The organism is Amycolatopsis sp. NPDC003731, from assembly GCF_053586895.1.
Map to the genome: position 1 here is coordinate 26,467 of NZ_JBSFNC010000058.1, position 24,619 is coordinate 51,085.

Genomic DNA, 24,619 nt, shown 5'->3' on the forward strand with positions numbered 1-24,619 from the left:
AACCCACTCCAGGAGGTCCTCAAGAACCAACCCGCATCTCTCCAACGCGCGCCGGACTCAATCAAACGTTTGGTTGACAGAGTCGTCCGGTTGCTTGACGATGGCTGGGTCAAGGTCGTCGCTGGGGAGGTACGTCGTGGAGAGGCACGCGCTCAGGTGGTGGGCACTGGCGGTCGCGGTCCTCGCGGTGCTGGTGGACATGATCGACAACCAGATCGTCGCGGTGGCCCTGCCGACCATCCGGCGGGAGCTCGGCACCGGCGAGGCCGCGCTGCAGTGGATTTCGGCCGGCTACGCGCTGGGCTTCGCGCTCACGCTGATCACCGGCGGCCGGCTGGGGGACCGGCACGGGCCGAAGAGGCTGTTCGTGGCGGGCATGCTCGTGTTCACGGCCGCCTCGCTCGGGGCCGGGCTCGCCGGGCACGCCGGCGTGCTGATCGCCGCGCGGGTGGTGCAGGGTGTCGGCTCCGGGCTGATGGTGCCTCAGGTGCTGTCGTTCGTCCACGCGGAGTTCGACGAGCGCGAACGCCCGAAGGCGATGACCTGGTACGCGGCCGCGTTCCCGGTCGGCGGGCTCGCCGGGCCTCTGCTGGGCGGCGCGCTGACCGAGGCCGACCTCTTCGGCACCGGCTGGCGGGCGATCTTCCTGGTGAACCTGCCCATCGGCGTGCTGGCGCTGGCCGGCGCGCTGGTCACCATGCCCGGCCGGCCGGGGTTCTTCCGGCACCGGATGGACCCCGTCGGGCTGGGGCTGCTGACCGCCGCGCTGTTCGCCGTCTTCTACCCGCTGGTGCAGGGGCGCGAGCTGGGCTGGCCGGCGTGGTCGATCGCGCTGCTGGTGGCGGCCGTCCCGCTGGCCGGCGTGTTCGCGTGGCACCAGCGGCGCCAGTTCCGCCGCCGCGGCGAACCGCTGCTCCCGCCGGACCTGCTGCGGCAGGTGGCCGGCAGCCAGGCCGTCCTGCTCTGCGTCAACACCGGCGTCGGCGTCTTCTTCGTCCTGACGCTGCACCTGCAGCTCGGGCTCGGCTTCACGCCGTGGGAAGCGGCTCTGACGTTCGCGCCGTCGACGCTCGGCATCGTCGTGGGCAACGTCCTGGCCATGCGCCTCGCCCCGAAGCTCGGGCGCGCCTTCACCGCCGGCGCCGTCGGCGTGCTGCTGGCCGGGTTGGTGGTGCTCGCCGTCCTGGTGTCGCAAGTGGACACCGCACTGCGCGGCTGGGAACTGGTGGTGCCGGTGATCGCCGTCGGGCTCGGCATGGGGGCGGTGCTGAACGCACTGTTCGCGACGTCGATGGCGGGGATCCGGCCCGAGCAGGCCGGCGCGGCGTCCGGCGTCGTGAACACGACCGTCCAGCTCGGCACGGCGACCGGCATCGCCTTGTTCGGCACCGTCTTCTTCACCCGGCTGGACAGCGGATCCGCGTCGGCGACGGCGGGCGCGCTCGCGGTCAGCGCCGGGGTGCTCGTGCTGGCCCTCGTCCTCACGGCGGCGCTGCCTCAACCGTCTGTTCGACAGAGTCAAGCGGCTGGTTGACGTATAGTCGCGGCGTGACCGCGTCGAAGCCCCGCCGTTCGCCGAAGCCCCAGGAGCGTCAACGGGATCCGGAGCGCACCCGCCGGCTGATCCTGGAGGCGGCGGCCGCGGAGTTCGCGGCGAAGGGCTACGCCGGCGCGCGAATCGCGGCGATCGCGGCGCGGGCCGGGGTGAACCAGCAGCTCATCTCGTACTACTTCGACGGCAAGGAAGGCCTGTACCGGGCGATGTCGGAGGGGTGGGGACAGCGGCAGAGCGAACTGATGGCGCCGGACCTGCCGCTGTCCGAACAGGTCCGGCGGATGGCTCTGGAAACGGTGGAGAGCCGCGACGGCGTCCGGCTGCTGGCGTGGTCGGGCCTGGAGTACGAAGGCCCGGACACCGACCCCGACCACGCGCCGCGCACGCAGCGCCTGACCGGGACGGTGGAGCGGCTCGGCGCGCTGAAGGCCGAGGGCCGTCTCCCGGACTGGGCCGACCCGGAATGCCTCACGGTGCTGCTGATGGCGGCGGCGATGGCCCCGGTGACGTTGCCGCACGTGGTCGACGGCCTGACCGGGACGCAGGCGGACTCGCCCGAGTTCGTCCGGCGGTACGCCGACCAGCTGGCCAGCCTGATCGAACACCTGGAGTCCACCGGCCCTTAGTGCGCGACGGGTTCGGCAGCGGCGGTGGCGGTGGCGGCCGGCGCGGCAGGCCCGGGCGTGCTCGCCGGAGCACTGGGCCCGGCCAGCGCCAGCCCGGCGAACAGCGCGATCAGGACGATGCCCAGCGCGGTGCGGAGAAGGGCGGAAACGGAACAGACGACCATCATGGCAGACTCCTCGGAATTCCCCGGTGAACGGGATTCGGTGGATTTCACGGTGGTTTCGCGAAATTCCGGTCTGTATCGATGGTGCGCGCCGGACGCCGGTCGCGACAAGGTGTTTCCCGTTGCCGGCAACGTCTTTCGCCGGGGAAACTCAGCTCGCCGGCTTGGAACTCAATGCGTGGTCATGACGGCAACCTCACCCTGGATTTCGACTTCCCTGCGGTTGATCGCCGCGACGGAAGCCTTCGCTACCCCGCCGGGCGCGGTGGCCAGTTAGTGTCCAGCTTTTGACCTGTTTTCCCCAGGGCAGACCTGTCGTGAGTGGTAACGCGGGTCAGAACCCGCGTTACCACTCACCACGGCCGGAGAGGGCGAGGCTCACTCCGCGAACGCCGGCCTATCCCGGTACTCGGCCTCACCCAGCACCGCCGGGTTGAGGGTGACCCGGTACGCCGCCGCCTCCGCCCACCAGCGCCCTGCTTCCGCGCGGTCTCCGCGGGCTGCCGCCGTGTTTCCCAAACCCGTCAACGCCCTCGCCCGCTCGTACTCGTTGCCCGCGTCGTCGGCCACCTCGGCCGCCAGGTGATAGCCGCGCGCGGCCTCCTCCCAGCGGCCCGCGCGGAAGTGCACCCAGGCCACGCAGTTGACCGACATCGCCCGGTCCACCGGCAGCTGAGCGAGCTCGGACGCCTCCGAAGCCGCCGCCAGGGCCTCGGGAAAGCGGTCCAGGGCCACCGAAGCGAGGGCGATCCCGCGCAGCGCGATCACCACGTTGCGGGTGCGGCCCGTGCGGCGGTACACCTCCAGCACCGTCATCAACTCGGGCAAGGCCGCCTCCGCTTCGCCGCGGTACAGGCGGGCCCACGCCAAGCTGGACAGCGCGTCGATCGTGCCCCGGTCGTCCCTGGCCAGGGCGAACTCCGCCTGGGCCTGCTGGTGGAAGCGGACCGCCTCGTCGGGACGGCCCGCCTCGATGTGGGCCATGCCGAGGTTGTTGAGGATCATGCCCGTCGCGCTCGGGTCGGCCGCCGCGCGGGCCGCCTCCAGTGCTCGCTCGTGCGTGCGGATCCACGGCTCGAACAGCTTCTCGCGGAAGAAGAACGCCCGGAGCACGAACGCCAGCTGCCAGCAGCGGTCGTGCAACCCGTGGCGGGCCGCGGTATCGACGATGTCCGCGAGCGTCGGCCACTGCGCGCCCAGCCAAGCCAGTGCGCCTTCGGCGTCCGAGAACGGCGTGACGGCCGGGGCCGGCAGGCCGGTCGGCGGGCGGAAGCGGTACGGCTCGGCGAGCTCGTCGGCCGCCACCGTCAGCGCGACGAGGTGCTCGACCAGCCGGCGTACGGCGACTTCGCGGTCCTCCGCCGCCACTTGGGGCAACGCGTGCTTCGCCGCGAAGGTGCGCATCAGGTCGTGGAGCTCGACGTACCCGCGTTCGTCGCGGACGACCAGGTGGGCGTCGTGCAGCCGGTCGACCAGCCGGTCCGTCTCGCCCGCGTCGAGACCGGCGAGCGCTTCGACGGCGCTCGTCTCCGCGGCCGCCGCGGGGTGCAGGGCGAGCAGGCCCAGCAACCGCCGCTGGTCGTTGGGCAGTGCTTCGTACGAGACGGCGAACGCGGTGGCGACGCTCCGCTCGCCGTCCTCCAGCGCGCCGAGGCGGGTTGTCTCGTCGGCCAGCCGGTCGCGCAGCTTCGCCGCCGTCCAGCCGCCCGCGATGAACCGGGCCGCGACGATCCGGACCGCGAGCGGCAACTGCCCGCAGTGCCGGACGATCTCGGTCGCCACCTCGTCGTCGGCCGGCGCGTGGTCGTCGGCGACGGACCGCAGCAGCCGCACGGAGTCGCTCAGCGGCAGCACGCCGACCGGGAAGTGCCAGGCGTCGTCGAGCGCGGGCAGCCGGCCGCGGCTGGTGACCAGGATCCGCGACGACGTCTCGCCGTCGGTGATGGCCCGGATCTGCTCGGCGGACCGGACGTTGTCCAGCACCAGGATCATCCGCCGCCCGCGCAGCTGGTCGCGGACCAGGTTGGCCAGGCCGTCTTCGTCGGCGGGGAGCTGGTCGGCCGAGACGTCCAGCAGCCGCAGCAGCCGGTGCAGGGCTTCGCCCGGCGACAGCTCGACGGCCCCGGGGGTGTGGCCCCGGAGGTCGAAGAACAGGCAGCCGTCCGGGAAGGTCTCCGCGACCCGCCGGGCGGCGGCGACGGCCAGCGCCGTCTTGCCCGCGCCCGCCATTCCGTGCACCACCCCGACCCGGGCGCTGTCCCGCCCGAGCAGCAGCGCGGAAAGCGCCGCCAGTTCGGTTTCACGGCCGACGAAGTACCGGCCGCTGTCCGGCAGCCCGACGATGCCGCCGGCGCTGCGGCGGGCGGGGAATGCCGATTCCGCGACGAGGGCGAGCAGTTCTCCGCCCGCTCCCAGTGCCTGGTCGCAGGCCTTGGCGAGCTCGCGGTTCACGCGGGCCTTGCCGTTCTCCACCTTGCTGAGGTAGCCCTTGGTGAAATGGACGGACGCAGCGAGTCCGGTCAGTGACATGCCGACCGACATCCGTCGACGCTTCAATTCCGCTCCAAAGTCCGGCATGGGTCGATCATCCTGTAATCGGTGAACGGGGGGAAGGTCCGCCGGCGGCCCGGGCCCGCCGGCGCGAGTTGCTGGTCAGCCCAGCAGGGAGACCAGCTGGCCGAGCACGATGATGAAGTGCGTGTGCATCGGGTTCCCCTTTCCGGATCACCGCCACCGCGGTTTTCCCGCGGCGGCTTCCTTGGTTGCCGGAGGATTCCGGCGAACCAAGCTTGACCCGGCGAATTGCCCAGCGGGAGACGTTTCCCGTTGCCTCTCAAAGGAAATCGCTGACCTGCGCGGTTTCCCGGAACGGGAAACGGCGGGAAACAGGTGATGGCGTCGTGGAGCGCGCCCGAGGTGGGTAGACTTCCACGCAACGACCAAGACGGAGGTGACGGCTTGGCTCAGGAGGCGGCCGAAGCGAAGATCAACGCTCTCTCAGCGGAGCTGAAACTGCTTCGCAAGGGGCTCGGCGTCCAAGCGAAGACCCTGCCTGCGCTGGTCGGGGAACAGTTGCGCGAAGTGTGCGGTGTCGACGAAGAAGACACCCCGGGAACGGTTCGCGGCAAGGTGGTCGAAACGCTCCGCCGGTTGATCGAAAAACTGCCCGAATCGCAGCGGCGCACGGCGCGGATCGTCCTGGGGTTCGGCACCGGCCCGAACGAGCGCTACACCCAGCGCCTGGAACTGCTGGGCACGGGCGCCGACCGGAACGTGCGCACGATGCAGCGCCGCGCCGACGACGTCATCTACCTGATCGCCGAGGCCGCGTACGGTGCGCCGTCGCCCTACGGCGGCTCGCTGATCAGCGATGACGGCCCCTGGCACACCTCGGCGCTGGCGGTCCGGCTGACGTTGACCGGGGTGGCGGCCGCCGAGGTCTTCGAGACGCGCCGGGTGGTCAGTCACGTCGCCGGGCTCGCTGACGTCGAGCACGCGATCTCCCTCGCCCGGCCGGCGAGCACCACCGTCCAGCCGGACCTTTCGGGCCTCGGCATCGACGTCGTCGCCGGCGGTGAAGTGCATTCGGTACGGATGGTCAGCTCGTCCCGGGTTGCGTTCAGCCTGCGCCCGCCGCAGCCGCTGGACGCCGGCGACGAGCACGAGTTCTTCTTCCGCATCCGGGTCGACGAGCTGCCCTCGCCGTTCTACTGCTGCACGCCGGAGTTCCCGTGCGAGAGCTTCGACCTCAACGTCCGGTTCGACCGGCGGCAGCCACCGCAGCGCGTCTGGCGCATCGACGGCGAATTCTCCAAGGACGCCCAAGACCCGCTGACCGCGCGCAAGCCGCTCTTCCTCGACAACGCGGGCGAGGTGCACACCAGCTTCCGCGAGCTGCGGCCGGCGCGGTCCTACGGCGTGGGCTGGCAGCCCGCTTCTTGAACCACCAGCCGCTTCCCCGTGCACCGGAGCGAGCCGGCTGTGCGGTGTCCGCTCCATGCTCCTCCTCGCCGTGACCGCCACCGTCCACAATGCCGCATCGGGCGCGCGTTGGGCGTGACGAAAAGTGGACAAAAACTCGACAGTGCTTACCCGGCTGAGAGACGCCGTCCGTGCCATCATCGGGCATGGTCACGAGTGAACCGGAGCTCAACAGCGGCGTGCTGCCCGGGAACGTGCGCGCCGACGACTGGATCATGCTGGTGCTCGCCGCCGGTTCGGTCGGGTTGCTCGGGTTCATGGTGCTCAGCCCGCCCACGCGCGACGTCGGGTTCATCATCTTCTCCATCGACTGCGGGATCTGCGGGATCTTCCTGCTCGAGTTCCTGTGGCGGTGGCGGAAACGGCGGTGGGCGCGGAAGTTCCTCGTACGCAACTGGTACGAGCTGTTCGCCATGATCCCGGTCGCGCACCCCGCGATGGCCGCGCACAAGTTCATCAGCGTCGTCCTGCTGCTCGTGCGGATCGGGCGGGCCGCGGACCGGGCCGTCGGCGAGCAGTTCACCTACCGGCTCGTCGACAAGCTGTCCGAGCCGATCGTGAAGGCGATCAAGAAACCGGTGACCATCGCGGTGCTCGACGAGGTCGTCAAGGTGCTCGAAACCGGCAACTACCCGGAGAACCTGGCCAAATCGCTCGGGGCGCACAAGGACGAGCTGCGCTCGATCATCGCCGAGAAGATCGCCGCGGACCCGCAGCTCGGGAAGCTCAAGCGGCTGCCCTTCCACGACGAGATCGTGCGCGCCTGCGTCGACACCTCGTTCCGCGTGCTGCTGGAGGTCCTCCTCGACCCGCGGATCGACGACTTCTTCTCCGCCGTGGTCCGCGACAACCGCGAGCAGATCCGGCTGGCCGTGCAGCTCGGGCTCAACGAGGTCGACGACGAAGACCGGGAGAAGGCCCTCGGCGTGCGCACCCAGCGCGCGGCCGCGCACGAGTACGACCGGCTGCACCCGGGCTCACGACCGTGACTCCAGGTACGCGCTGAGCCGCGCGGCGGCGGCGAGCATCGCCAGGCCACGGGCGGTCAGCCGGTCCTGCCAGGTTTCGAGCGCCTCGGCCAGCGACTCCGTGCCACCCGCGGTGCGGACCTGCTCGACGACCGTCGCGATGTGGGCCAGCGGGTAGCCGCCGCGGCGGAGCAGGTGGGCCAGTTCGGCGTCGCGGATGTCGGCCGCCTGGAAGACCCGGTGGCCGGTCGCCCGGTTCCGCGAAGGCACCAGGATGCCCGCGCGTTCCCAGGCCCGCACGGTCGCCGCGGTGACGCCGAGGCGGTGCGCGAGCTCGCCGATCGACCAGCCGGCGGCGGCTGGCGCGGGGGCGGGCCCGGTCGTCAGGTGCCCGATCGCCGTGCGGACAGTGTTGAGGGTTTCCCGGTCCCGGAGCAGCTGCTCGTGGCCGCGGTCGACGAGCGTCAGCGCGCGGGGGAGGTCGCCGTCGTTGGCCGCGTGCATGATCCCGCCGGCCGTGGCGTGCCCGTAGGCCGGGACCAGCGCGAGGAACGCGCGCAGGGCGGCCGCGTGGACTTCGGTGTAAATCCGGTAGCCGCTCGCGGTGCGGGCCGCCGGCGGGAGGAAGCCGTCCTGTTCGTAGTTGCGGACCGCCTGCGTGGAGATGCCGTGCTCGCGGGCGAGGTCCGCAGGTCTCAACTGAGTCTTCAAGGATACGATTCAACCACATGGACCTCACCGACTTCACCGCCGAGCTGCTCGGGCTGGGCGAGCCGACCCACTTCGAGCCGGCCTGCGCGTGGCTGCGCAACGACCTCTTCGCCCGGCTCGCCGAGCACGGCTTCCGGTCGATCGCCCTGGAGACCGACCGCGTCGCCGCGCTCGACGGCGGCTTCTCGCACAACCTGGGCGAAGTGGCCGCCAACCAGCAGCTGCTGAAGTGGCTGCGCGAGTACAACGACAAGGCCGACGAGCCGTTGACCTTCCACGGCTTCGACGCCCCGACCGAGATGTTCAGCGCCCCCAGTCCGCGCGGCTACCTCCAGCACGTCCGCGACTACCTGGGCCTGGACGTCGACATCGCGGCGCTGACCGGCGACGACGAGCGGTGGAGCCGTCAGGAGGCGATCCTCGACCCGGCCCAGTCGCCCGGCGCGTCGCCCGAGGCCCGCGAGCTGCGGGTCATCGCCGACGACCTGCTCGTCGCCCTCCACGCCGTCGCGCCCCGGCGGGACGCCGCCTGGGAGCGGGCCAAGGTGCACGCCCTCGCGGGACGCGGCTTGCTGCGCTACCACGCGGCGTCCGCCCAGCCCGGCGACCGGGACACGAGGATTTCGCGGCTCGCGGGCATGCGCGCGGTGCTCATGGCCGAGAACCTCCTGGACATCCGGGCCATCGAGGCACCCCGCGGCCCGACGCTGGTGTTCGCGCACAACGGCCACCTGCAACGTTCGGGGGCCGGCGCGGGCGCGATCGTCGGGGCCCTCTTCGGCGACCGGTACGCGTTCGTCGCCGGCAGCCTCGGCCGCAGCGAAGCCATCGGCCTCGGCGAGCCGGCGCCGGACACCTACGAAGGCGTGCTCCAGCGGGGCACCGAAACCTGGCGGCTGGCCGCCGTCCCGGCCGGGCGCCGGCGCACCGACACCAAGCCCGAACGCGGCTATTTCGGCCTCGACGCCGCCGTGCTCGAAAGTGCCACGGCGGTGTGGCATATAGCCCTAGGCACGGAAAGCCCCCGCACCGAGCCGGGTGCGGGGGCTGCCGAGTACCCGGTTACGGGTAGCTGACCACGTTGACCGGCACCGTGCCCGAAGGCGTGACGCCGCCGGTGTCGTTGATGACGTGCGTGATCGTGCCGCGGTAGTTGAGCGACACCGTCAGCAGGCTGTGGAACCGGACGCCGCTGGTGTTCGGCACCTCGAACGCGTGGTAGCTGGACACCGCGGGGTTCGTGTCGAAGAAGCAGTAGCTCCCGAGACCCCATGCCTCATGGGACGTCACGTTCGACCCGACCTTGTAGGCGGCGTACCCGGCGACACCCGATGGCGCGTTCCACGACGCCTGGTTCGGCACGTCGTAGGGCATCTCGTTCTGGAAGAAGATCGTCCGGCCGCCCTGGCCGTTCCAGATCACCTGGTACTTCTGGTAGTGCTCGACGAACAGGCCGGTGGCCAGCACGTTCGCGCCGTTCACCACGAGCCCGGTGTCGGCCGTGTTGGTGTTCCAGCCGTACGTGCCCGCGTTGCCGTGGTCGGCCCGCCACGCCCAGATGTGGTCGATGATCGTGTTGGCGCTGTTGACGATCAGGCTGTTCGTCGCCTTGCCGGCGATCGCGCCGCCGATCCGGAAGAACACGTCCTGGACCGTCGTCGGGTTCGAAGCGTGCGACGCCGATGAGCCGGACTGCCCGACCGTGAGCAGGGCCTGCGAGTTCGTCGTGCCCGCGTCGAAGAGCAGGCCCTTGAGCCGCACGCCGTCCACATCGGACACCTGCATCGCGTTGACGCCGTTGTCGGGCACCAGCGTCGGGTAGCCGATGCCGAGGATCGTCGTGTTCGCCTTGGTGACGTTGAGCGTCTGGTTGAGGTGGTAGACGCCCGGTGTGAAGAACAGGTTGCAGCCGGCGGCGAGGGCGTTGTTGATCGACGCGGCCGTGTCACCGGACTTGACGACGTAGAACTGGCTCATCGGCGCCGACGTGCCCGGGGTGCTGCCGTTCGCCCAGCTCGGGCCGGACGCGTTGGTGCGCAGGGACGGCAGGAACACGCGGTACTTGCCGGTGCCGTCGACGTAGAGATAAGGCACGTCGCGCGAGACCGGGGTCGTCGCGAGCGTGGTCTCGGGCGGGTTCGGGAAGGTGGTCGCCGGCGCGCCGCTGGTGCCGGAGAAGACCATGTTCCAGACGCCGCCGTTCCAGCTGCCGAGCTGCGAGTCACGGGTGTACCACTGCTGCTGCGACACCGACGCGGCCTGGCCGGCCACCTTCGTGTCGGCGATGTAGCCGCCGCTGGCGAAGCCGTAGCTCGCCGGGTACAGCTGCAGCCCGCCGCGGACGTCCATCCGGCGGAACGGCGCGGCCTGCGCCACCGCCCACCGCTCGTTGCCGCCGGACGGGTTGACGGCCATGTTCTCGGCCGAGCGCCAGAAGTTCTGCAGCGCGACGCCGTTGTCGGAGGCGTTGAAGGCGTCGACCGTGACGTCCCCGTTGATCAGGACATCACCCGGGTTCTGCCCGAGACCGGCGACCGAGGTGTAGAAGCCGACGTTGTCGTGCACGTTGTTGTAGGTGCCCGGCTTGAACAGGTGCGCGACGCGCCGGTCCGCCATCTGCGCGGTCAGCGTGTCCTTCTGGTTGTTGAAGTCGGTGTCCAGCTGCGCCTGGATCGTCGCCGCGGACATGCCCGGGTCGAAGATCCGCACGTTCGGCCCGAAGTTCGGGGTGTCGGACTGCGTCGGGCAGCCGGCTTGCGTGCCGATCGTGTAGCTGGCGCTCGACACCGGGGACGTCGTCGAACCGGACTTGAGGGCGATCGCGTTGACCGTGCGGGAGTTCGGGACGCTGATCGGTCCGCTGTAGAGCGTGGAGGACGCGGTCGGCGTCGAGCCGTCCACCGTGTACCGGATGGTCGCGCCCGCGGTGGCGCTGCTGATCGTCACCGTCTGGGCGCTCGAGTACGTGCCGCCCGGCGGGCTGAACGTCGGCGCCGCGACCGTCGTCGTGCCGCCGCCGACGGTGTAGCTGAAGTGCGGGGTGTCGTACTGCGGGCCGCTCTTCTCGTAGGTGAACCAGTAGTCGAGGACGTTTCCGCTGCTCAGGCCGTTGACGGTGGTCCGCCAGGTGCCGGAGCCGTTGGTCATCCGGACGTTCTGCTGGCCGACGCCCGGTACGCCGGTGTAGTGGATGTCCACGTACAGCGCCGGGGTCGTCGGGGTGAAGCTGATCTGCACCTGGCTGGCACTGGGCTGCGTGACGCTCTGCGTGTAGTCGTCCGCGGCCAGCGCGGCCGGGGCGCTCAGCCCGGCCGCCACCAGCACTGCCGAGGCGACGAGCGCGAGGCCCGGGCCGCGTCGTCGTAACTTGTCCAAGGTCCGGTTCACGCCGTGACACCTCCGCCGTTGGGGATTCCACGAGGCATTTGTTGCGAGTCACAACAAAGTAGCTCCCGCTCAACGGTGCTTCGGTCACTTTTCGGTAACACTTGTCTGGACCAATAACTCGAAGGGGTGAGAAGGTTCGTCGCCGTTCGTCCGGTTCGCCGCGCGGTGGGCGAATGACTGAACCGAGAAACATCCGCTTGCCGGGTGACCTCGAACGAGTGACGTGCGACGATCCGCTGCCACACCTCGTCCCCTACCGAGGAGTAGGCCATGGCGTCTCCACGGCTGTTCCGGTCCCTCGTCGTCCTCTCCCTGATCGCGGCCCCGCTGACGGTGGCCGGCCCGACCGCCGAAGCGACGCCGCTGCAGAGCGGTGGCGTGGTCAGCTTCGGCTGCGCGAGCTCCGGCAAGTTCCACTGCCTCGGCAAGGCGATCCGGTCGCCGAAGGGCGCCGGCCCGCTGCTGAACTCGACCCCGGTCGGCTACGGCCCGGCCGAGATCCAGGCCGCCTACCACCTGGGCGGGCTGCACGCGAACGGCCGCACAGTGGCCATTGTGGACGCTCAGGACGCGCCGACCGCCGAGGCCGACCTGGCGAAGTTCCGCGCCGCACGGGGACTTTCGCCGTGCACGACGGCCAACGGCTGCTTCACGAAGGTCAACCAGAACGGCGCGGCGAGCCCGCTGCCCGCACCCGACTACGGCTGGGCGATGGAGATCAGCCTCGACCTCGACGCGGTGTCGGCGACCTGCCCGGACTGCCACATCCTGCTGGTGGAGGCCGACTCCCCGGACACCGACCCGCTGATGACGGCGGTCGACACGGCCGCGGCGACGCCGGGCGTGGTGGCGATCTCCAACAGCTACGGCGGCGCGGAGGACTCGACCGTCCTCACCGCGGACGCCCACCTGAACCACCCGGGCATCGCGGTCACGGCGTCCTCGGGCGACTCCGGCTACGGCGTCAGCTGGCCGGCGTCCTCGCCGTACGTGACGGCGGTGGGCGGCACGACCCTGAAGAAGGCGGCGACCACCACGCGCGGCTGGACCGAGACGGCGTGGAAGGGCAGCGGCAGCGGGTGTTCGGCCCTGGAAGCGAAACCGTCCTGGCAGCACGACACCGGCTGTGCGAAGAGGACGGTCGCGGACGTCTCGGCCGTCGCGGACCCGGCCACCGGGCTCGGGGTGTACGACACGTACAACAGCTGCGGCAGCTCGTCGTGGTGCGACCTCCTGCTGTCCCTGGGCCTGGCCCAGGGTGCGGACGGCTGGGTCCAGGTCGGCGGCACGAGCCTGTCGTCCCCGGTGATCGCGAGCGTGTACGCGCTGGCGGGCAACGCGGTGACGTCGGGGTCGTACCCGTACGCGCACACTAGCGGGCTCTACGACGTGACGTCGGGTTCGAACGGCACCTGCGGCGGCGCGTACCTCTGCACGGCGGGCGCCGGCTACGACGGGCCGACCGGGCTGGGCACGCCGAACGGGACGTCAGGGTTCTGAGCGCCGGACCGGCTCGCCGATCGCCGCGGTCAGCTCCGCGTCGATCCGCGGGCGCAGGTCGCCGAAGACGCAGACCGTCTCCTCCCACGGGTGCCCGAAGGTGCCCAGGCGGAGGTCACGGGTGAGGTAGAGGGCGTAGTCCCCGTCCGGGAAGACGGCGCCGGGCCGGCGCGGTCCGGCGCCGCCGACCCGGGCGGGGTCGAAGCGGTAGCCGACGTGCTGCCAGTCGAGCGAGTACAGCTCCTCGCCGGGCTCGACGGCCGCGCGGAGTCCCTTGTGGACGATGTCCTCCAATGCGTCCAGCTGCGGGTCGGTGAGGTCGCCGACGTGCCAGGTCGCCGACCCCGGTGGTTCGGTGATGCCGGGGAACTCCCGCATGCCGGGCCGGAAGGCGAACCGCGCGGAGAAGCGTGCCCAGAGCTCGTCGTACTCCGGCTCGGAGAACAGCCGGCGGACCGGCCGGGTCCGCGCCGGCTCGCCGGGCGCGGCCAGGTGGTGGCGGGTGACCGTGGTGACCTCGCGCATCCCGGCGGCTTCGAAGGCGCTCCGCAGGGCGCCGGCGGCCTCCGCGAGCAGGAAGCGCACCTCCGGGTACGGTCTGGCGAGCCGCCAGTCGTGGGCGACGAGCGTGGCGGCCAAGCCGGGATCGGTGACCCCGCCGAGCACCATGACCTCCCCGGACTCTTCCAGTCAGGCGGCACGGTCGCCGTCGAGGACGACCTCGGCCGACCGGTTCGGGTGGGCGGAGTCGGCGAGGAACTCCCGGAACGGGCGGCGGTGCGGGCCGCTCTTCGCGGCCGGCTCCGCGACCCGCTGAAGCCCGGCCCAGTCGTGGCCGGCCCGGGGCAGCGTCGTGGTGTCCGTCCCGATCGGACAGCGGAGCACCGCACGTTCCGGCTCGGCGGTGAAGCCGGCGGCGAGCAGGATCCCGGAGAGGCGTGCGTCGCCGTACACCGGCCACACCACCGGCTCGTTGCGCTGCGCGAAGGCCGTCACCTGCCGGTGCACCAGCGCTTCGAGGCCGCGCCCGGGCAGCGGTCCGTGACTCACCTCGCCGTGCGTGCCGTAGTGGGTCCGGACCACCGGGCCGTCGCGGTGGACCACCGCGCCCACCGGCGGCAAGCGGTGCAATGCCTCCTCCATGCCGCCGATCCTGCCCGGTCGGGTGACGTTCGCCCAGCGCGTTTTCGCTGCTCGGCCCGCGGGGTAAGGATGTCGGCATGCTGGACACCGAAGTCCTGTCGCGGACGGCTCCGCGGGCGCTCGACGTCGTCACCCCGCTCGGGGACGTGCGGTTCGCCGTTCGCGCCGGCGGCTGGGACGTGCCCGCGAGACCCGAGCTGACCTGGGGCCTCGCGTCCGGGGCCCGACTCTGCCGCTGGCGGCACCAGGCCGTGCGGCTGGACGTCCTCTGCGGGGCCACCGCGTCCGGGCTGCCCGGGGTCACCCGCGAGACCACCATCCTGCGGGTACTGGCCCGGGAGGACGTCGGCGAGTTCGTCGTCCAGGCCGAGCTGGCCGGCGCGCCGCACGAGGACCGGACCTGGGAAAGCGCCTTCACCGCCGAGACCGCCGACGCCGTGGTGAGCGTCGGTGGCCCCGGGGCCGAGCTGCTGCGGCGGTGCTCGCGGGCCGGTCAGCACGTGCCGCCGTACTGGTCGCGGCTGGTCGGCGGGGACGCCGTCGAGCGGACCGGGGGCCGGCTCACCTGGCGGCTGCCCCGGGTCGACCGCGGCGACTACGCCGAGCTGTGGGTGTCCGTCGCGTGGTGTGCGCCGGGCGGGGACCCGGGCCGCGCCGTCGAGATCGACGCGGCCCGGGTGCTGCGGGAGCTAACCCAGTGAAATCCGGTCCAGATCCGGCGCCCCGGCGCGGTCGTTGCCGATCCGGATCGTATTGGCGCCCGCGGTCAGCGGCACCGGGACCGAAGTGGTGTACGGGGTGTTGTTCCCGACGCCGCTGACCTTGACCTCCACCGGCGCACCGCCGTTCACCGACACGAAGTACGCCCGGTCGCCGTTGACGGTGAAGTCCAGGTACAGGGTGTACTGACCCGCCGACGGCACCGTCACGCCCGGGAACGTCACCGCCGCCCCCGGCCCGATGTTGCGCACCTTCTGCCCGCCCGAGCACGGCGAGCAGCCGGTGACGCCGGCGTCGCCGATGTCGTTCGCCGAGTCCTCCGCCTCACGCATGAACACCCGGTCCGCGGGCCGCGGCTTCACCTGCACCGGCTTGCTGACGGACTTCGCGCGCCCGAGCGTCCGGAACGACGCCGTCACCGGGATGCTCACGTCCTGGGCCGCCGGCGCGGTCACCGTCCACGACCCGCTCAGCACCTGGCCGAGCCCGAGAGCGGACGTCGTCGCCGGGCCGCCCGTCACCGTCCAGCCCGCCGGGACCACCGGCGCCAGCGACACCTGGTCGATCGGGTCGTCGACGTCCAGCCGCAGCGACGCATCGATCCGCAGCGACTGCTGACCGGGTGAAACCCACTGGATGCCGGCGGGTTGCACGGTCAACGTCGTCTTCGGCGTATACGACTCCGGTGGCATCGGCGCCACCGCGATCCGGTCGAGGTCGGCCGTTCCGGAGACCTTGATCGTGTTGGCCCCCGCGTTGAGCGGCACCGGGATCGCGCCCGGCGCGGCGACCGCGATCGGCGCGGCGCCGTTGACGCTCACCGAGAGCGTGCCCGGCCCGGTGGTGTCCAGCTGCAGCCGGGACGGACCGGTGGCCTGCACGTTCCGGAAGACGACGGCGCCGCGGTCGAGGCCGGTCACCGCGTTCGTGCCCGAGCAGGCCTCGCACCACACCGGCGTCGCCTTGCCCTCGAAGCCGTTGCGCCACGACTCCGCTTCCAGGGGCACCTCGCCGCGCGGGTCGGGGTAGCCGTAGGCGACGTCGATCTCGTCGAGGGCCAGCTGCCGGTAGTACGGCTTGGCCTGCGGCCCGGACCACGTGTTCAGCACCTCGAGCTGCAGGTACCGGGCGTGCACCTCGCCGACGTCGATGAACTGGACGCCCCGGTTGCTCGGGAGGGCACCGGTGCGGACCGTGCGCCAGGTCTTGCCGTCGTCGCTGGCGTGGACGCGGTAGTCCTTGATGCGCGCGGAATCCTCGGCGCGGCCGAAGGACTCCCGCGCGTACGTCGGCGACGATTCGCGCTCGTGCACCGCCAGGTAGGCCGTCGACCGCTTCCGGCCCAGGTCCAGCGTCACGGACACCGGGAGCCGGCCGCCCGCGTCCCAGAAGTTCAAGTAGCTGCCGTCGACGAGGTTCGCCGCCGAAGCCGCGTTGGCGGACGCGGTCGCCTTGATCGTGCTCTTGTCGTAGAAGTACTGCTGTCCGGCGGTGTCCACTTCGAACACCGTGTCGTAGGTGTCCCAGTTCTGGATGTCCAAAATAGACAAGTAGCCGCCGGACTGGGCGAACCGCATCGGCTTCCCGGTGCGCAGGTCGGACACGCCGGTGACGCGGTAGCCGTTGTCCCGCAGCCGGACCAGGTTCGTCGACGGCCGCGTGACGACGTGCACGTACTGCGTGCGGCCCTTGAGGGTGATCACGCCGTGGGCGCCGTCGTTCCAGAAGCCCGGCTGCATGCCGCCGTACATGTAGCCGCCGCCCTCGGTGCCGGTCAGCGATTCGCGGATCGGCTGCGTCCAGGACGCCATGAAGTTGTTGAACGCCTCCTGCTGCGGCGGGAACTTGCCGTTCAGCATGGCCGTTTCGGCCATCAGCGACTTGATCGACGAGCCCGCGTTGGTGATGTACCGGCCGGTGGAGAGCCGGAAGTCGACGGCCTGGTCGCCGCCGCTGTACCACCAGTCGCCGTTGGTCGGCAGCTTGTAGTCGGCTTCGGTGAGCCGCGGCATCGGCGTGTAGACGGCCTGCGGGTAGTCGTACGACGGCGTCATGCCGGTCTTCTGCTCGTTGCTGACCGTGTCCATGATCGGCGTGTCTTCGTTGTTGTTGCTCAGCAGCCAGGACGGCCGCTTCTCGCGGATGTGCTCGTAGAGCCCGTGCTGCTCCCAGTACTCGTTGTCGTTGTCGATCCAGAACCCGGCGAGATCGGAGTAGCGGTCCATGACCTCGTCGAACAGGTCGTAGGAGAACTCGCCGAAGCCGGGCCGGGTCGTCAGGTCGACCTGGTGTCCCTTGTAGGCCGAGTAGGCGGCCGAGTCGAGGGACTCGTGGCCGGTTTCGTTGTGCCACTGGGGATCGTCGGTCATGTAGAGCATGACGCGCACGCCCTTGGCCTGGCCCGCGGCGATCAGCTCGCCGAGGAAGTCGCGCTGTGTCGAGCAGCTGCCGGGGATCTTCGACGGCCACGGCCGCGCGTACCCCAGCCGGCTGTGGAAGGTGGTGAGGACGACGTAGGACGCACCCAGTTTCTTGGCTTCGTCGATCCAGTAGCCCGGCGTCCAGCCGCCGGCGGTGACGTCGCGCTCCCAGGCGGCGCAGTCGGTGTGCCGCGGCGCGGTGAACATGCCCCAGTGCAGGAACAGCCCGGCCGTCGAGGCCCGCAGCCAGTCCTGACGCGGGTGGTACAGCTCGGCGTTCGCGGGACTGACCAGGCTCGCCACCAGCGCGACGGCGGCGGCGAGGCAGGCAAGCATTCGGATTCTCAAAGGACCTCCTCGTCCGGAGAGATCCGATGATTGGTTCCTCATATATCGTACGTCAAGGGAAGATGCCGCTCATCGGCACACAGTCGTCCGATCTGTCACAAACCCGCGGCCCCGGCCGTCAGGGTGGTGATTGCACCGCGAAAGGACGGACCCCGTGAACGACGAGCTCCTGGCCCGCAGCTTCGAGACCCACCGCGACCACCTGCGGTCCGTCGCCTACCGGATGCTGGGCTCGCTGACCGAGGCCGAGGACGCCGTCCAGGAAGCGTGGCTGAAGCTCAGCCGGAGCGACACCGCGGCCGTGGCGAACCTGGCCGGGTGGCTCACCACCGTCGTCGGGCGGGTCTGCCTCGACATGCTGCGCTCCCGGAAAGCCCGGCGCGAGGAACCGTGGAACACCCTGGTGCCCGACCCGATCGTCAGCCGCGAGGACGCCGGGCCCGAGCACGAGGCGCTGATGGCCGACTCGGTCGGGCTCGCGCTGCTGGTCGTGCTCGACACGCTCACCCCGGCCGAACGGCTCGCGTTCGTGCTGCGGGACATGTTCGCGCTGCCGTTCGAGGAGATCGCCCAAGTCGTCGGCCGGTCCGAGGCGGCGACCCGGCAGCTCGCGAGCCGCGCCCGGCGGCGGGTCCAGGGTGCCCCGGTCGCGCCGGACCCGGATCTGGCCCGCCAGCGCGAAGTCGTCGACGCCTTCCTGGCGGCCGCCCGCGGCGGGGACTTCGACGCGCTGGTCGCGGTCCTCGACCCGGAGGTCGTGCTGCGCGCCGACCACGGCGCGGCCCGGGGCGGCTCGATCGAGGTCCGCGGCGCGGCGGCGGTCGCCGACCAGGCACTGACGTTCTCGCGCCTCAACGCCAGCGGCGGCGTGGTGCACCGAGCGCTGGTCAACGGCGCGGCGGGCGTGGTCGCCACCCGCGAAGGGCGGCCGTTCTCGGTGCTGGGCTTCACGGTCGCGGGCGGCCGGATCGTCGAGATCGACATCGTCGCCGACCCCGCCCGCCTCGACCGGCTGGACCTGGCCGTGCCCGACTAACCGTCCACGACCGCGCCGGTTTCGCCGGTGGTCAGGGCGATCTCGCCGGCGTCGTCGAAGTGCAGGTAGCGGGTGCGGCCGTCCGCGTACCGCCGCACCGCGTCGGCCACCACGACCACCAGTTCGCCGTCTTCGATCGCGTAGTGGTCGTCCGGGCTCAGGACTTCGTGGATGTGCGAGCCGTTCGTCACCAGGGTGCGGACGCGGCGGCCGGTGTGGTCGTAGCTGTACAGCGCGTTGACGCCGTCGTCGCCGTGGACCCCGCGCAGTCGGCCGAACGCGTCCCGGATCTCGCTGCCCGGCCCGGGCGCAACCGCCGGGCCCGGCTCGATGTCGCGCACCAGCCCGCCCGGGCCGGTGAGCACGTGCCGTCCGTCGGCCCAGTGCTCGCTGACGCCGTTCGCGTAGTGCACCGCGGTGCGGCGGCCGGCCAGGTCGTAGTCGACGGCGTCGACGAACCCCGGCACGCTCACCAGCCGCCCGACCTCGTCGTACTGGTGGTGCACGGTCAGCCGCCCGTCGCCGGCATCGGGGTAGGACACCGCCGACACCCGGCCGTCGGCCCGGCGGGTCACGTCGAGCCGGTACTCGACGGCCACGTGCGCCGGGCGCCAGCGCTTCTCGGCCGGCCGGCCGAGCGCGTCGTACCCGAACTGGGTCACCCCGCATTCATCGGTGACGCGCACCAGCCGCCCGCAGCTGTGCGGCCCCGCGCCGTGCGGCACCGCGAGCCCGCCGTCGTGGTGGGTGAACGTGGTGACCGGCGTGCCGCGCGGGTCGTCGACCAGCACCGCGACCACCCGCCCGATCGCGTCCCGGACCCGGAACACCGTGTGCCCGCCCGCGGTCCGCGACTCGACGACGTGGCCGGCCGCGTCCCGGACGTGTACCGCGCCATCCGAGTCACGCAGCTCCCGCCCGAGCAGGTCATGCACGCCGACGGACGCAACCCGGCCTTCCCGGACCGGAAGCGGACGGCCCAGCGCGTCGTACCGGAACTCCTCCGGCGACGGCAGCGGGTCACCGTCCCGGAACGCCCGGCTCGTCCGGCACACCAGGCCGCGCGCGCAGTACTCGTGGTGCTCGTCGACGACGTCGCCGAGCAGTTCCGCGTGCCGCCGCTCCACCAGCCGGCCGGCGCCGTCGCGCAGCTCCGCGGTCACCAGCACTTCCGCCTCGCCCGACACCGCCCGCTGCTCGGTCGTGACGCGGGTGCCGTCGTAGCGGTGCCGGACGGTCGGCAGGTCCGCCGAGTCACCCGGCCGCACCACCGTTTCGGGCCGGCCCAGCGGGTCGTGGGTCAGCGTGGTCACCGCGCCCGCCGGATCGGTCACCTCGCACACCCGGGCCGTGCGGACGTCGTGGCGGGTGATCGTCACGTTGCCCAGCGGGTCCGTGGCCACCTCGGGGAAGCAGCGATCGGCCGAGTACCGGACCTCCCGGGTGTGGCCGAGCGGGTCCGTCGTCGTGGTGCGCAGCCCGGAGACGGTGTCGAGCCGGCCGTGGAACGTCGTGACCCACCAGCCTTCCTCGCCGGGACGGCGGTGGTAGCCGTGGTGGCGCAGGTCGGGCGGGCGCGCGCCGTAGACGTCGGCGACGAGCGCGTCGGTGAGCACCAGCTCCTCCCGCGCGGTCAGCAGGCCGTGCGAACCGGCGAAACCATCGGGCTCTTCGTCGTAGCGGAAGATCGTGTCGGACAGGACTTTCCCGGTGCCGTCCACCGCGCGGACCCGCGCCGGGAGCGCGGTGAACCGGTGTTCGGGGTCGGTGACGTACTTCGTCCGGGTCTCGCGCACGACCGGCTCGTGCCCGGGCCGTTCGGTCGTCGCCACCTCCCGGGTCGGGTTCCCGGCCGAATCGAAGGCCGTCTCCGTCGTGGTGACCGAAACCGGCGTCTCCCGGCGTTCGAACTCCGTCGTCACCGATCGCGTCCACTGTGGACGGCGCAGGTGCTCGACGCGGCGGTACGGCCGGTCCGCCGCCGCGGAGCCGTCGAGGCCGTAGACCTCTTCCTTGGCCAGCAGCCCTTCGCCGCCGAACCAGCGCACGGTCCGGAGGGTCGGGGCGTACTCGTCGCCGAGGTCGTCCTGGACGACGCGGCCGAAGCCGGGCGCCCGGCTGTCGTGGTACTCGAACTCCGTCACGCCCACGTGGCCGGTGCCCGACTCGCGCAGCGAGACCCGCCGGACCACCGGCACCGAGGCGACGGTCGCGTACTCGATCGCGGTCCGCAGCCCCATCCCGTTGTCGATTTCGCACAGCCGCCCGGTGCGGGGCGGGTCTTCGAAGGAGTGGTACGGCACGGCGTCGAGCACGGACACCCCGCCGCCGGAGCGCGCCCGCGCGGCCACCTGGACCCGCCGCGGTGACGGTGCTTCCAGGGCGGCGTAGCCCAGCCGCAGGACCGGAGCGGCGGTTTCGGTGCCGTGCGTGTCGAAGCCGGTCAGCGCCACGGACGTCAGCAGGGACGCGCCGGTGACGTCGTCGGCGTCGTAGCCGAGGGTCCACCGCCGCACCAGCGGCCGCGCCGAGGCGGGCACCCGCAGGTCGATCCGCGCGCACCGCAACGCCGTCGTGACGAGGGTGCCGCCGCGGCCCCGGCGCAGCACGTCCGGCCGCGGTTCGTAACTGAACTCCACTTCGTAGGGGCCGTAGGCGACGCGCGTGAGGTAGGCCTGGCCGCTGTGGTGCGCCCAGGCGAACATCGCGGCGGTGCCGAAGGCGTCCTCGGTCCGGTCGAGGTACCAGGTCGAGCCGTCGCCCGGGCCGAGGAAGTGCCGGAGGCCCGATCGGGTGGTGAGCAGGAAGCCGTCGCCGCGGCGGACCAGCCGGCCCGCCGCACCGGACGGCGCGTGGTCGTCCGCCGGCCCGACGTGCGGCAGCGGCACGGTGAACCCGCCGCCGAACGGGCCGTTCGCCGCACCGGTCGTGTACCGCAGGGCGAGCGCGGGCGCGCTGCCGCCGGGACCGGGCGGCAGGTCGAGCGGCACCGTGAAGCAGCCGCCGCCGGTCGCCGGTTCCGGTGTGAAGGCGGCTTCGTGCGTGCTCGACCGGAGCACAACCATGGTCATCTCCCCGCATGGATCCGTGACTGTGGAGGGCCAAGTGGGTGAGCCGGGGGCGCCAGATACGTCGTCACCCGTTTGCCGTGGCCGTTATGCATTCGTGATGTCGGTGTCGTATCCCAGGTGCGGCCCACGGGTCTTTCCCGGGTGCCGTTGGTGATCAGTGACGGGGGCAGAGGCAGCAGGAGGGTGGACCCGATGGTCGTCAGGTTCGTGCGGGACGAGACCGCGGAAGCAGCGACGGAGGACGCAAGGACGCTCAACGAACTCCCGGTCCCGCCGAGGCAGGTGCTGGACCGGCACGGCGCCCGCGTGCTCGACCCGGCGACGGCCGTCGTCGCGGCCGGGCAGCCGGCCCCGCGCACCACCGTGTACCGGCCGGCCGTGTTCCTGTTGCCCCAGCGGTACCTGCGCGACCAGGAGACGCTGTCGGCGATCAACCGCGTGCTCGCCCGCATCGGTCTTTACGCCGCCCCGGCCGACCGCGGCGGCGACGCCAAGGAGCTCGCCCGCGTCCGGCAGCTCGACGACGTGCCCGTCCGCGCCCTGCTGCACGTGCGAGAAGACGCCGATCCGGTCGTCGTCGACTGCTGGAAGGCGCTCCAGCTGCTGCGGGCCGCCGCCTCGGGTGAGCGGCCGGAACTGGATCCGGACGTCGTCCGGGAGATGTCCGTCGAGCACCTGATGTTCACGACACCGGTGTTCGGCGGGGTGCCGTGGGAGACCAGCGGCCTCGGCGGCACGCCGTGGGAGACCAGCGGGTTCGGCGCGGGCAGCTCGTACGGGCGCACCCACGGCGCCAACCGGATCCCGGTGACGCTGGCCGCCGCCCCGCCGTACCGCAGCGAGAAGCCCGCCCACCGGCGGCCGGTGATCGCCGTGCTCGACACCGGCATCGGCCCGCACCCGTGGTTCGGGCTGGCCGACCGCTCCGGCCCGCCGCCCGCCGGTTCCGGGCTCGCCGTCGCCCCGGACATCCAGGCCGCGATCCTGCAGGCGGAGCTCGGCTCCGGCACGACCGCGCCCACCCAGCTGCTCCACGACTACTGGGACGCGCCGACGACCGGCCAGCCGCTGATCGGCGACATCGACACCGACACCGGGCACGGCCTGTTCATCGCCGGCATCGTCCGGCAGGCCTGCCCCGAAGCCGACACGCTCGCCATCCGGGTGGTCCACAGCGACGGCGTCGCGTACGAAGCCGACGTCCTGCTCGCGCTGCACCTGCTCGCCGACCGCGTCCGCAACGCGCAGGCGAACAACCGCCCGCAGGACATGGTGGACGTCGTTTCGATCTCGATGGGCTACTACGTCGAAGACCCGGCGGACGTCGCCTTCACCGGCCAGTTCGGTTCGGTGATCGCGGAGCTGCTCGGCCTCGGGGTGCTGGTCGTCGCGGCCGCGGGCAACGACGCCACCACACGCCGGTTCTACCCGGCCGCCTTCGCCGACCAGCCGCTCGGCGGCGGCAGCGGCCCGCAGGTGATCAGCGTCGGGGCACTCAACCCCGATGTCGCCACCAGCAAGGCGCTGTTCTCCAACGAAGGCCCGTGGGTGCACTGCTGGGCGACCGGCGCCGGCGTCGTCAGCACGTATCCGACCGACGTCCGCGGCACCGCGGCCGCCGACCACGAGGTGCCGGGCTTCGGCCGCAACTCCTTCGACCCCGACGACTACAGCGCCGGCTTCGCGGTCTGGGACGGGACGTCGTTCGCGGCGCCGCTCGCCGCCGCCGAGCTCGGCAAGGCCCTGCTGCAGTCCGGGGACCTGGCCACGGTCGACCGGGAAACCGTCGTCAAGCGCGCCTGGACCGCGCTGGGCTCGCTGTGAACGTGGCCAAGACCGACCACGCTCGCGTGGCGACCCTGTTCGACGCCGCGCGGCAGGGCGACCGCGCGGCGCTGGACGAGCTGGTTTCCCTGCTCACCCCGTTGCTCTGGCAGGTGGCGCGCGACCAGGGACTCGACGCCGATCAGGCGGCCGACGTCGTGCAGACGACGTGGCTGCGGCTGCTCGGTTCGTTCGCGGAGATCCGCTCGCCGGTCGCGCTGACCGGCTGGCTGATCACCGTCACCAAGCGGGAGGCCTGGCGCACGGGGGAAAAGCGCCAGGTCGAGCGGCCGCTGCCGGAACTCCCGGAGCGGCTGACCGAAGCATCGCCGGCACCCGAGGAGGGGGTGCTGCGCGAGGACCAGCGCGTGCGCTTGTGGCGCGCGGTGGACACCTTGCCCGAACGCTGCCGCAGCCTGCTGCGGATCGTGGCGTTCGTGCACCGGCCGGACTACGCCGAAGTCGGCGCCCGGCTGGGCATGCCGAGGGGGAGTATCGGCCCGACCAGGGGACGCTGCCTCGCGCGCCTGCGCGAGCAGCTACTCGCCAACGGCGAAGGAGATTGGCTGTGACGACCGTCGAACCACCAGGCGCGAACGAGCCCTTGGACGAGCTCGACTTCCGGCTGCTGGCCGGCGTGCGCGAGCTGTGGGAAGACGCCGACCCGATGCCTCCCACGCTGGTGGAGCAGATCCGCTTCGCGATCCAGCTGGAGGACGTCGACCTGGAGGTGATGCGCATCCGGGAGCAGGAGGCCGCCGCCGCGGGCGCGCGCAGTGCCGCCGAGCAGGGCAGGCTCATCACGTTCGACAGCGAAAGCTTGACGATCATGGTGAACGTGAGCCCGGAGCCGGGGGGAACGATCCGCCTGGACGGCTGGCTCACGCCCCCGGCCGAGCACCCGATCGAGGTCCGCACGAGCTCGGGCCCGCTGACGACGACGTCGGACCCGGAGGGCCGGTTCGCGGTGAGCGGGGTGCCGCACGGGATGGTCCAGGTGCTGGTGCGCACGGTGGGCCGGTCGAGGACGGTGAGCACACCGGCGATCGAGCTCTGACCCAGGGAAACCGTGGTGCGCGCCGGGCGGGGGCCGGCTCGGGAAGGTCGCGAATGACTCATTCGGGACCAACGCGACGAGCTCCGCGCGGCAGAAGGCCTGCCGGCC

19 protein-coding genes are annotated in these 24,619 nt (G+C 71.8%); 11 read left to right on the forward strand and 8 right to left on the reverse strand.

Features of this window, described 5'->3' with window-relative positions:
• Positions 1-136 precede the first annotated feature (136 nt).
• Complete coding sequence (locus tag ACWDN5_RS24025) at positions 137-1,534, forward strand: MFS transporter (RefSeq protein ID WP_449677842.1); 1,398 nt, start codon at positions 137-139, stop codon at positions 1,532-1,534.
• Between the two features lie 14 nt (positions 1,535-1,548).
• The gene (locus ACWDN5_RS24030; protein ID WP_449677843.1) at positions 1,549-2,181 is read left to right on the forward strand and encodes a TetR family transcriptional regulator; all 633 of its coding nucleotides are present in this window, start codon (positions 1,549-1,551) and stop codon (positions 2,179-2,181) included.
• Here the strand turns inward: ACWDN5_RS24030 and ACWDN5_RS24035 are convergent.
• Together ACWDN5_RS24035 and ACWDN5_RS24040 are read right to left on the reverse strand one after the other, a co-directional pair.
• Positions 2,178-2,348, reverse strand: a complete 171-nt coding sequence (locus ACWDN5_RS24035; RefSeq protein WP_310968917.1) for a hypothetical protein — start codon at positions 2,346-2,348, stop codon at positions 2,178-2,180. The genes ACWDN5_RS24030 and ACWDN5_RS24035 overlap by 4 nt on opposite strands.
• A 375-nt stretch (positions 2,349-2,723) precedes the next feature.
• The gene (locus tag ACWDN5_RS24040) at positions 2,724-4,922 is read right to left on the reverse strand and encodes an NB-ARC domain-containing protein (protein ID WP_449677844.1); all 2,199 of its coding nucleotides are present in this window, start codon (positions 4,920-4,922) and stop codon (positions 2,724-2,726) included.
• Between the two features lie 381 nt (positions 4,923-5,303).
• On the opposite strand from ACWDN5_RS24040, the gene ACWDN5_RS24045 reads away from it, so the two are divergent.
• Positions 5,304-6,287: a hypothetical protein gene (locus ACWDN5_RS24045; RefSeq protein WP_449677845.1), complete on the forward strand. Its 984-nt coding sequence runs from the start codon at positions 5,304-5,306 to the stop codon at positions 6,285-6,287.
• Positions 6,288-6,472: 185 nt separating this feature from the next.
• Positions 6,473-7,315, forward strand: a complete 843-nt coding sequence (locus ACWDN5_RS24050; protein ID WP_310968912.1) for an ion transporter — start codon at positions 6,473-6,475, stop codon at positions 7,313-7,315.
• On the opposite strand, the gene ACWDN5_RS24055 is transcribed toward ACWDN5_RS24050, so the two are convergent.
• Positions 7,304-8,005: a MerR family transcriptional regulator gene (locus tag ACWDN5_RS24055; RefSeq protein WP_449677846.1), complete on the reverse strand. Its 702-nt coding sequence runs from the start codon at positions 8,003-8,005 to the stop codon at positions 7,304-7,306. The two genes, ACWDN5_RS24050 and ACWDN5_RS24055, sit on opposite strands and share 12 nt — an antisense overlap.
• 17 nt (positions 8,006-8,022) lie before the next feature.
• Here ACWDN5_RS24055 and ACWDN5_RS24060 point away from each other — a divergent pair, with 17 nt between their 5' ends.
• Positions 8,023-9,081, forward strand: coding sequence for an erythromycin esterase family protein (locus tag ACWDN5_RS24060; protein ID WP_449677847.1), 1,059 nt, complete (start codon positions 8,023-8,025; stop codon positions 9,079-9,081).
• Here ACWDN5_RS24060 and ACWDN5_RS24065 read toward each other — a convergent pair.
• On the reverse strand, positions 9,068-11,392 hold the full coding sequence (locus ACWDN5_RS24065; protein WP_449677848.1) for a chitobiase/beta-hexosaminidase C-terminal domain-containing protein: 2,325 nt from the start codon (positions 11,390-11,392) through the stop codon (positions 9,068-9,070). The genes ACWDN5_RS24060 and ACWDN5_RS24065 overlap by 14 nt on opposite strands.
• A gap of 270 nt (positions 11,393-11,662) precedes the next feature.
• On the opposite strand from ACWDN5_RS24065, the gene ACWDN5_RS24070 reads away from it, so the two are divergent.
• Positions 11,663-12,892 carry a S53 family peptidase gene (locus ACWDN5_RS24070; RefSeq protein WP_449677849.1) on the forward strand — a complete coding sequence of 410 codons (1,230 nt, stop codon included), beginning with the start codon at positions 11,663-11,665 and terminating at the stop codon, positions 12,890-12,892.
• On the opposite strand, the gene ACWDN5_RS24075 is transcribed toward ACWDN5_RS24070, so the two are convergent.
• Together ACWDN5_RS24075 and ACWDN5_RS24080 are read right to left on the reverse strand one after the other, a co-directional pair.
• Entirely contained in the window at positions 12,881-13,561 is a 681-nt protein-coding gene (locus ACWDN5_RS24075; protein ID WP_449677850.1) for a DUF2716 domain-containing protein, read from the reverse strand. The two genes, ACWDN5_RS24070 and ACWDN5_RS24075, sit on opposite strands and share 12 nt — an antisense overlap.
• 21 nt (positions 13,562-13,582) lie before the next feature.
• The gene (locus ACWDN5_RS24080; protein ID WP_449677851.1) at positions 13,583-14,035 is read right to left on the reverse strand and encodes a hypothetical protein; all 453 of its coding nucleotides are present in this window, start codon (positions 14,033-14,035) and stop codon (positions 13,583-13,585) included.
• A 77-nt stretch (positions 14,036-14,112) separates the two neighbouring features.
• On the opposite strand from ACWDN5_RS24080, the gene ACWDN5_RS24085 reads away from it, so the two are divergent.
• Complete coding sequence (locus ACWDN5_RS24085; RefSeq protein WP_310968905.1) at positions 14,113-14,736, forward strand: hypothetical protein; 624 nt, start codon at positions 14,113-14,115, stop codon at positions 14,734-14,736.
• Here ACWDN5_RS24085 and ACWDN5_RS24090 read toward each other — a convergent pair.
• Complete coding sequence (locus ACWDN5_RS24090) at positions 14,725-17,523, reverse strand: alpha-L-fucosidase (RefSeq protein WP_449677852.1); 2,799 nt, start codon at positions 17,521-17,523, stop codon at positions 14,725-14,727. The two genes, ACWDN5_RS24085 and ACWDN5_RS24090, sit on opposite strands and share 12 nt — an antisense overlap.
• Before the next feature lie 154 nt (positions 17,524-17,677).
• Here ACWDN5_RS24090 and sigJ point away from each other — a divergent pair, with 154 nt between their 5' ends.
• The gene (gene sigJ, locus ACWDN5_RS24095; protein WP_449677853.1) at positions 17,678-18,559 is read left to right on the forward strand and encodes an RNA polymerase sigma factor SigJ; all 882 of its coding nucleotides are present in this window, start codon (positions 17,678-17,680) and stop codon (positions 18,557-18,559) included.
• On the opposite strand, the gene ACWDN5_RS24100 is transcribed toward sigJ, so the two are convergent.
• Positions 18,556-21,624: an RHS repeat domain-containing protein gene (locus ACWDN5_RS24100; RefSeq protein WP_449677854.1), complete on the reverse strand. Its 3,069-nt coding sequence runs from the start codon at positions 21,622-21,624 to the stop codon at positions 18,556-18,558. The two genes, sigJ and ACWDN5_RS24100, sit on opposite strands and share 4 nt — an antisense overlap.
• Before the next feature lie 198 nt (positions 21,625-21,822).
• Between ACWDN5_RS24100 and ACWDN5_RS24105 the strand changes: the two genes are divergently transcribed.
• The 3 genes from ACWDN5_RS24105 to ACWDN5_RS24115 are packed head-to-tail and all read left to right on the forward strand — an operon-like array spanning position 21,823 to position 24,511.
• Complete coding sequence (locus ACWDN5_RS24105; RefSeq protein WP_449677855.1) at positions 21,823-23,454, forward strand: S8 family serine peptidase; 1,632 nt, start codon at positions 21,823-21,825, stop codon at positions 23,452-23,454.
• Positions 23,451-24,026, forward strand: a complete 576-nt coding sequence (locus ACWDN5_RS24110; protein ID WP_310968895.1) for an RNA polymerase sigma factor — start codon at positions 23,451-23,453, stop codon at positions 24,024-24,026. Before ACWDN5_RS24105 ends, ACWDN5_RS24110 begins: the two co-directional genes overlap by 4 nt.
• Complete coding sequence (locus ACWDN5_RS24115) at positions 24,023-24,511, forward strand: hypothetical protein (protein WP_449677856.1); 489 nt, start codon at positions 24,023-24,025, stop codon at positions 24,509-24,511. Before ACWDN5_RS24110 ends, ACWDN5_RS24115 begins: the two co-directional genes overlap by 4 nt.
• Positions 24,512-24,619 lie beyond the last annotated feature (108 nt).

Excerpts from the sequence above, each read along its gene's own strand:
- ACWDN5_RS24075 (WP_449677850.1), bottom strand. The coding sequence starts at position 13,561 with ATGGTGCTCGGCGGGGTCACCGATCCCGGCTTGGCCGCCACGCTCGTC.
- ACWDN5_RS24100 (WP_449677854.1), bottom strand. The coding sequence starts at position 21,624 with ATGGTTGTGCTCCGGTCGAGCACGCACGAAGCCGCCTTCACACCGGAA.
- ACWDN5_RS24105 (WP_449677855.1), top strand. The coding sequence starts at position 21,823 with ATGGTCGTCAGGTTCGTGCGGGACGAGACCGCGGAAGCAGCGACGGAG.
- ACWDN5_RS24050 (WP_310968912.1), top strand. The coding sequence starts at position 6,473 with ATGGTCACGAGTGAACCGGAGCTCAACAGCGGCGTGCTGCCCGGGAAC.
- ACWDN5_RS24070 (WP_449677849.1), top strand. The coding sequence starts at position 11,663 with ATGGCGTCTCCACGGCTGTTCCGGTCCCTCGTCGTCCTCTCCCTGATC.
- ACWDN5_RS24085 (WP_310968905.1), top strand. The coding sequence starts at position 14,113 with ATGCTGGACACCGAAGTCCTGTCGCGGACGGCTCCGCGGGCGCTCGAC.
- ACWDN5_RS24040 (WP_449677844.1), bottom strand. The coding sequence starts at position 4,922 with ATGCCGGACTTTGGAGCGGAATTGAAGCGTCGACGGATGTCGGTCGGC.
- ACWDN5_RS24060 (WP_449677847.1), top strand. The coding sequence starts at position 8,023 with ATGGACCTCACCGACTTCACCGCCGAGCTGCTCGGGCTGGGCGAGCCG.
- ACWDN5_RS24080 (WP_449677851.1), bottom strand. The coding sequence starts at position 14,035 with ATGGAGGAGGCATTGCACCGCTTGCCGCCGGTGGGCGCGGTGGTCCAC.
- ACWDN5_RS24035 (WP_310968917.1), bottom strand. The coding sequence starts at position 2,348 with ATGATGGTCGTCTGTTCCGTTTCCGCCCTTCTCCGCACCGCGCTGGGC.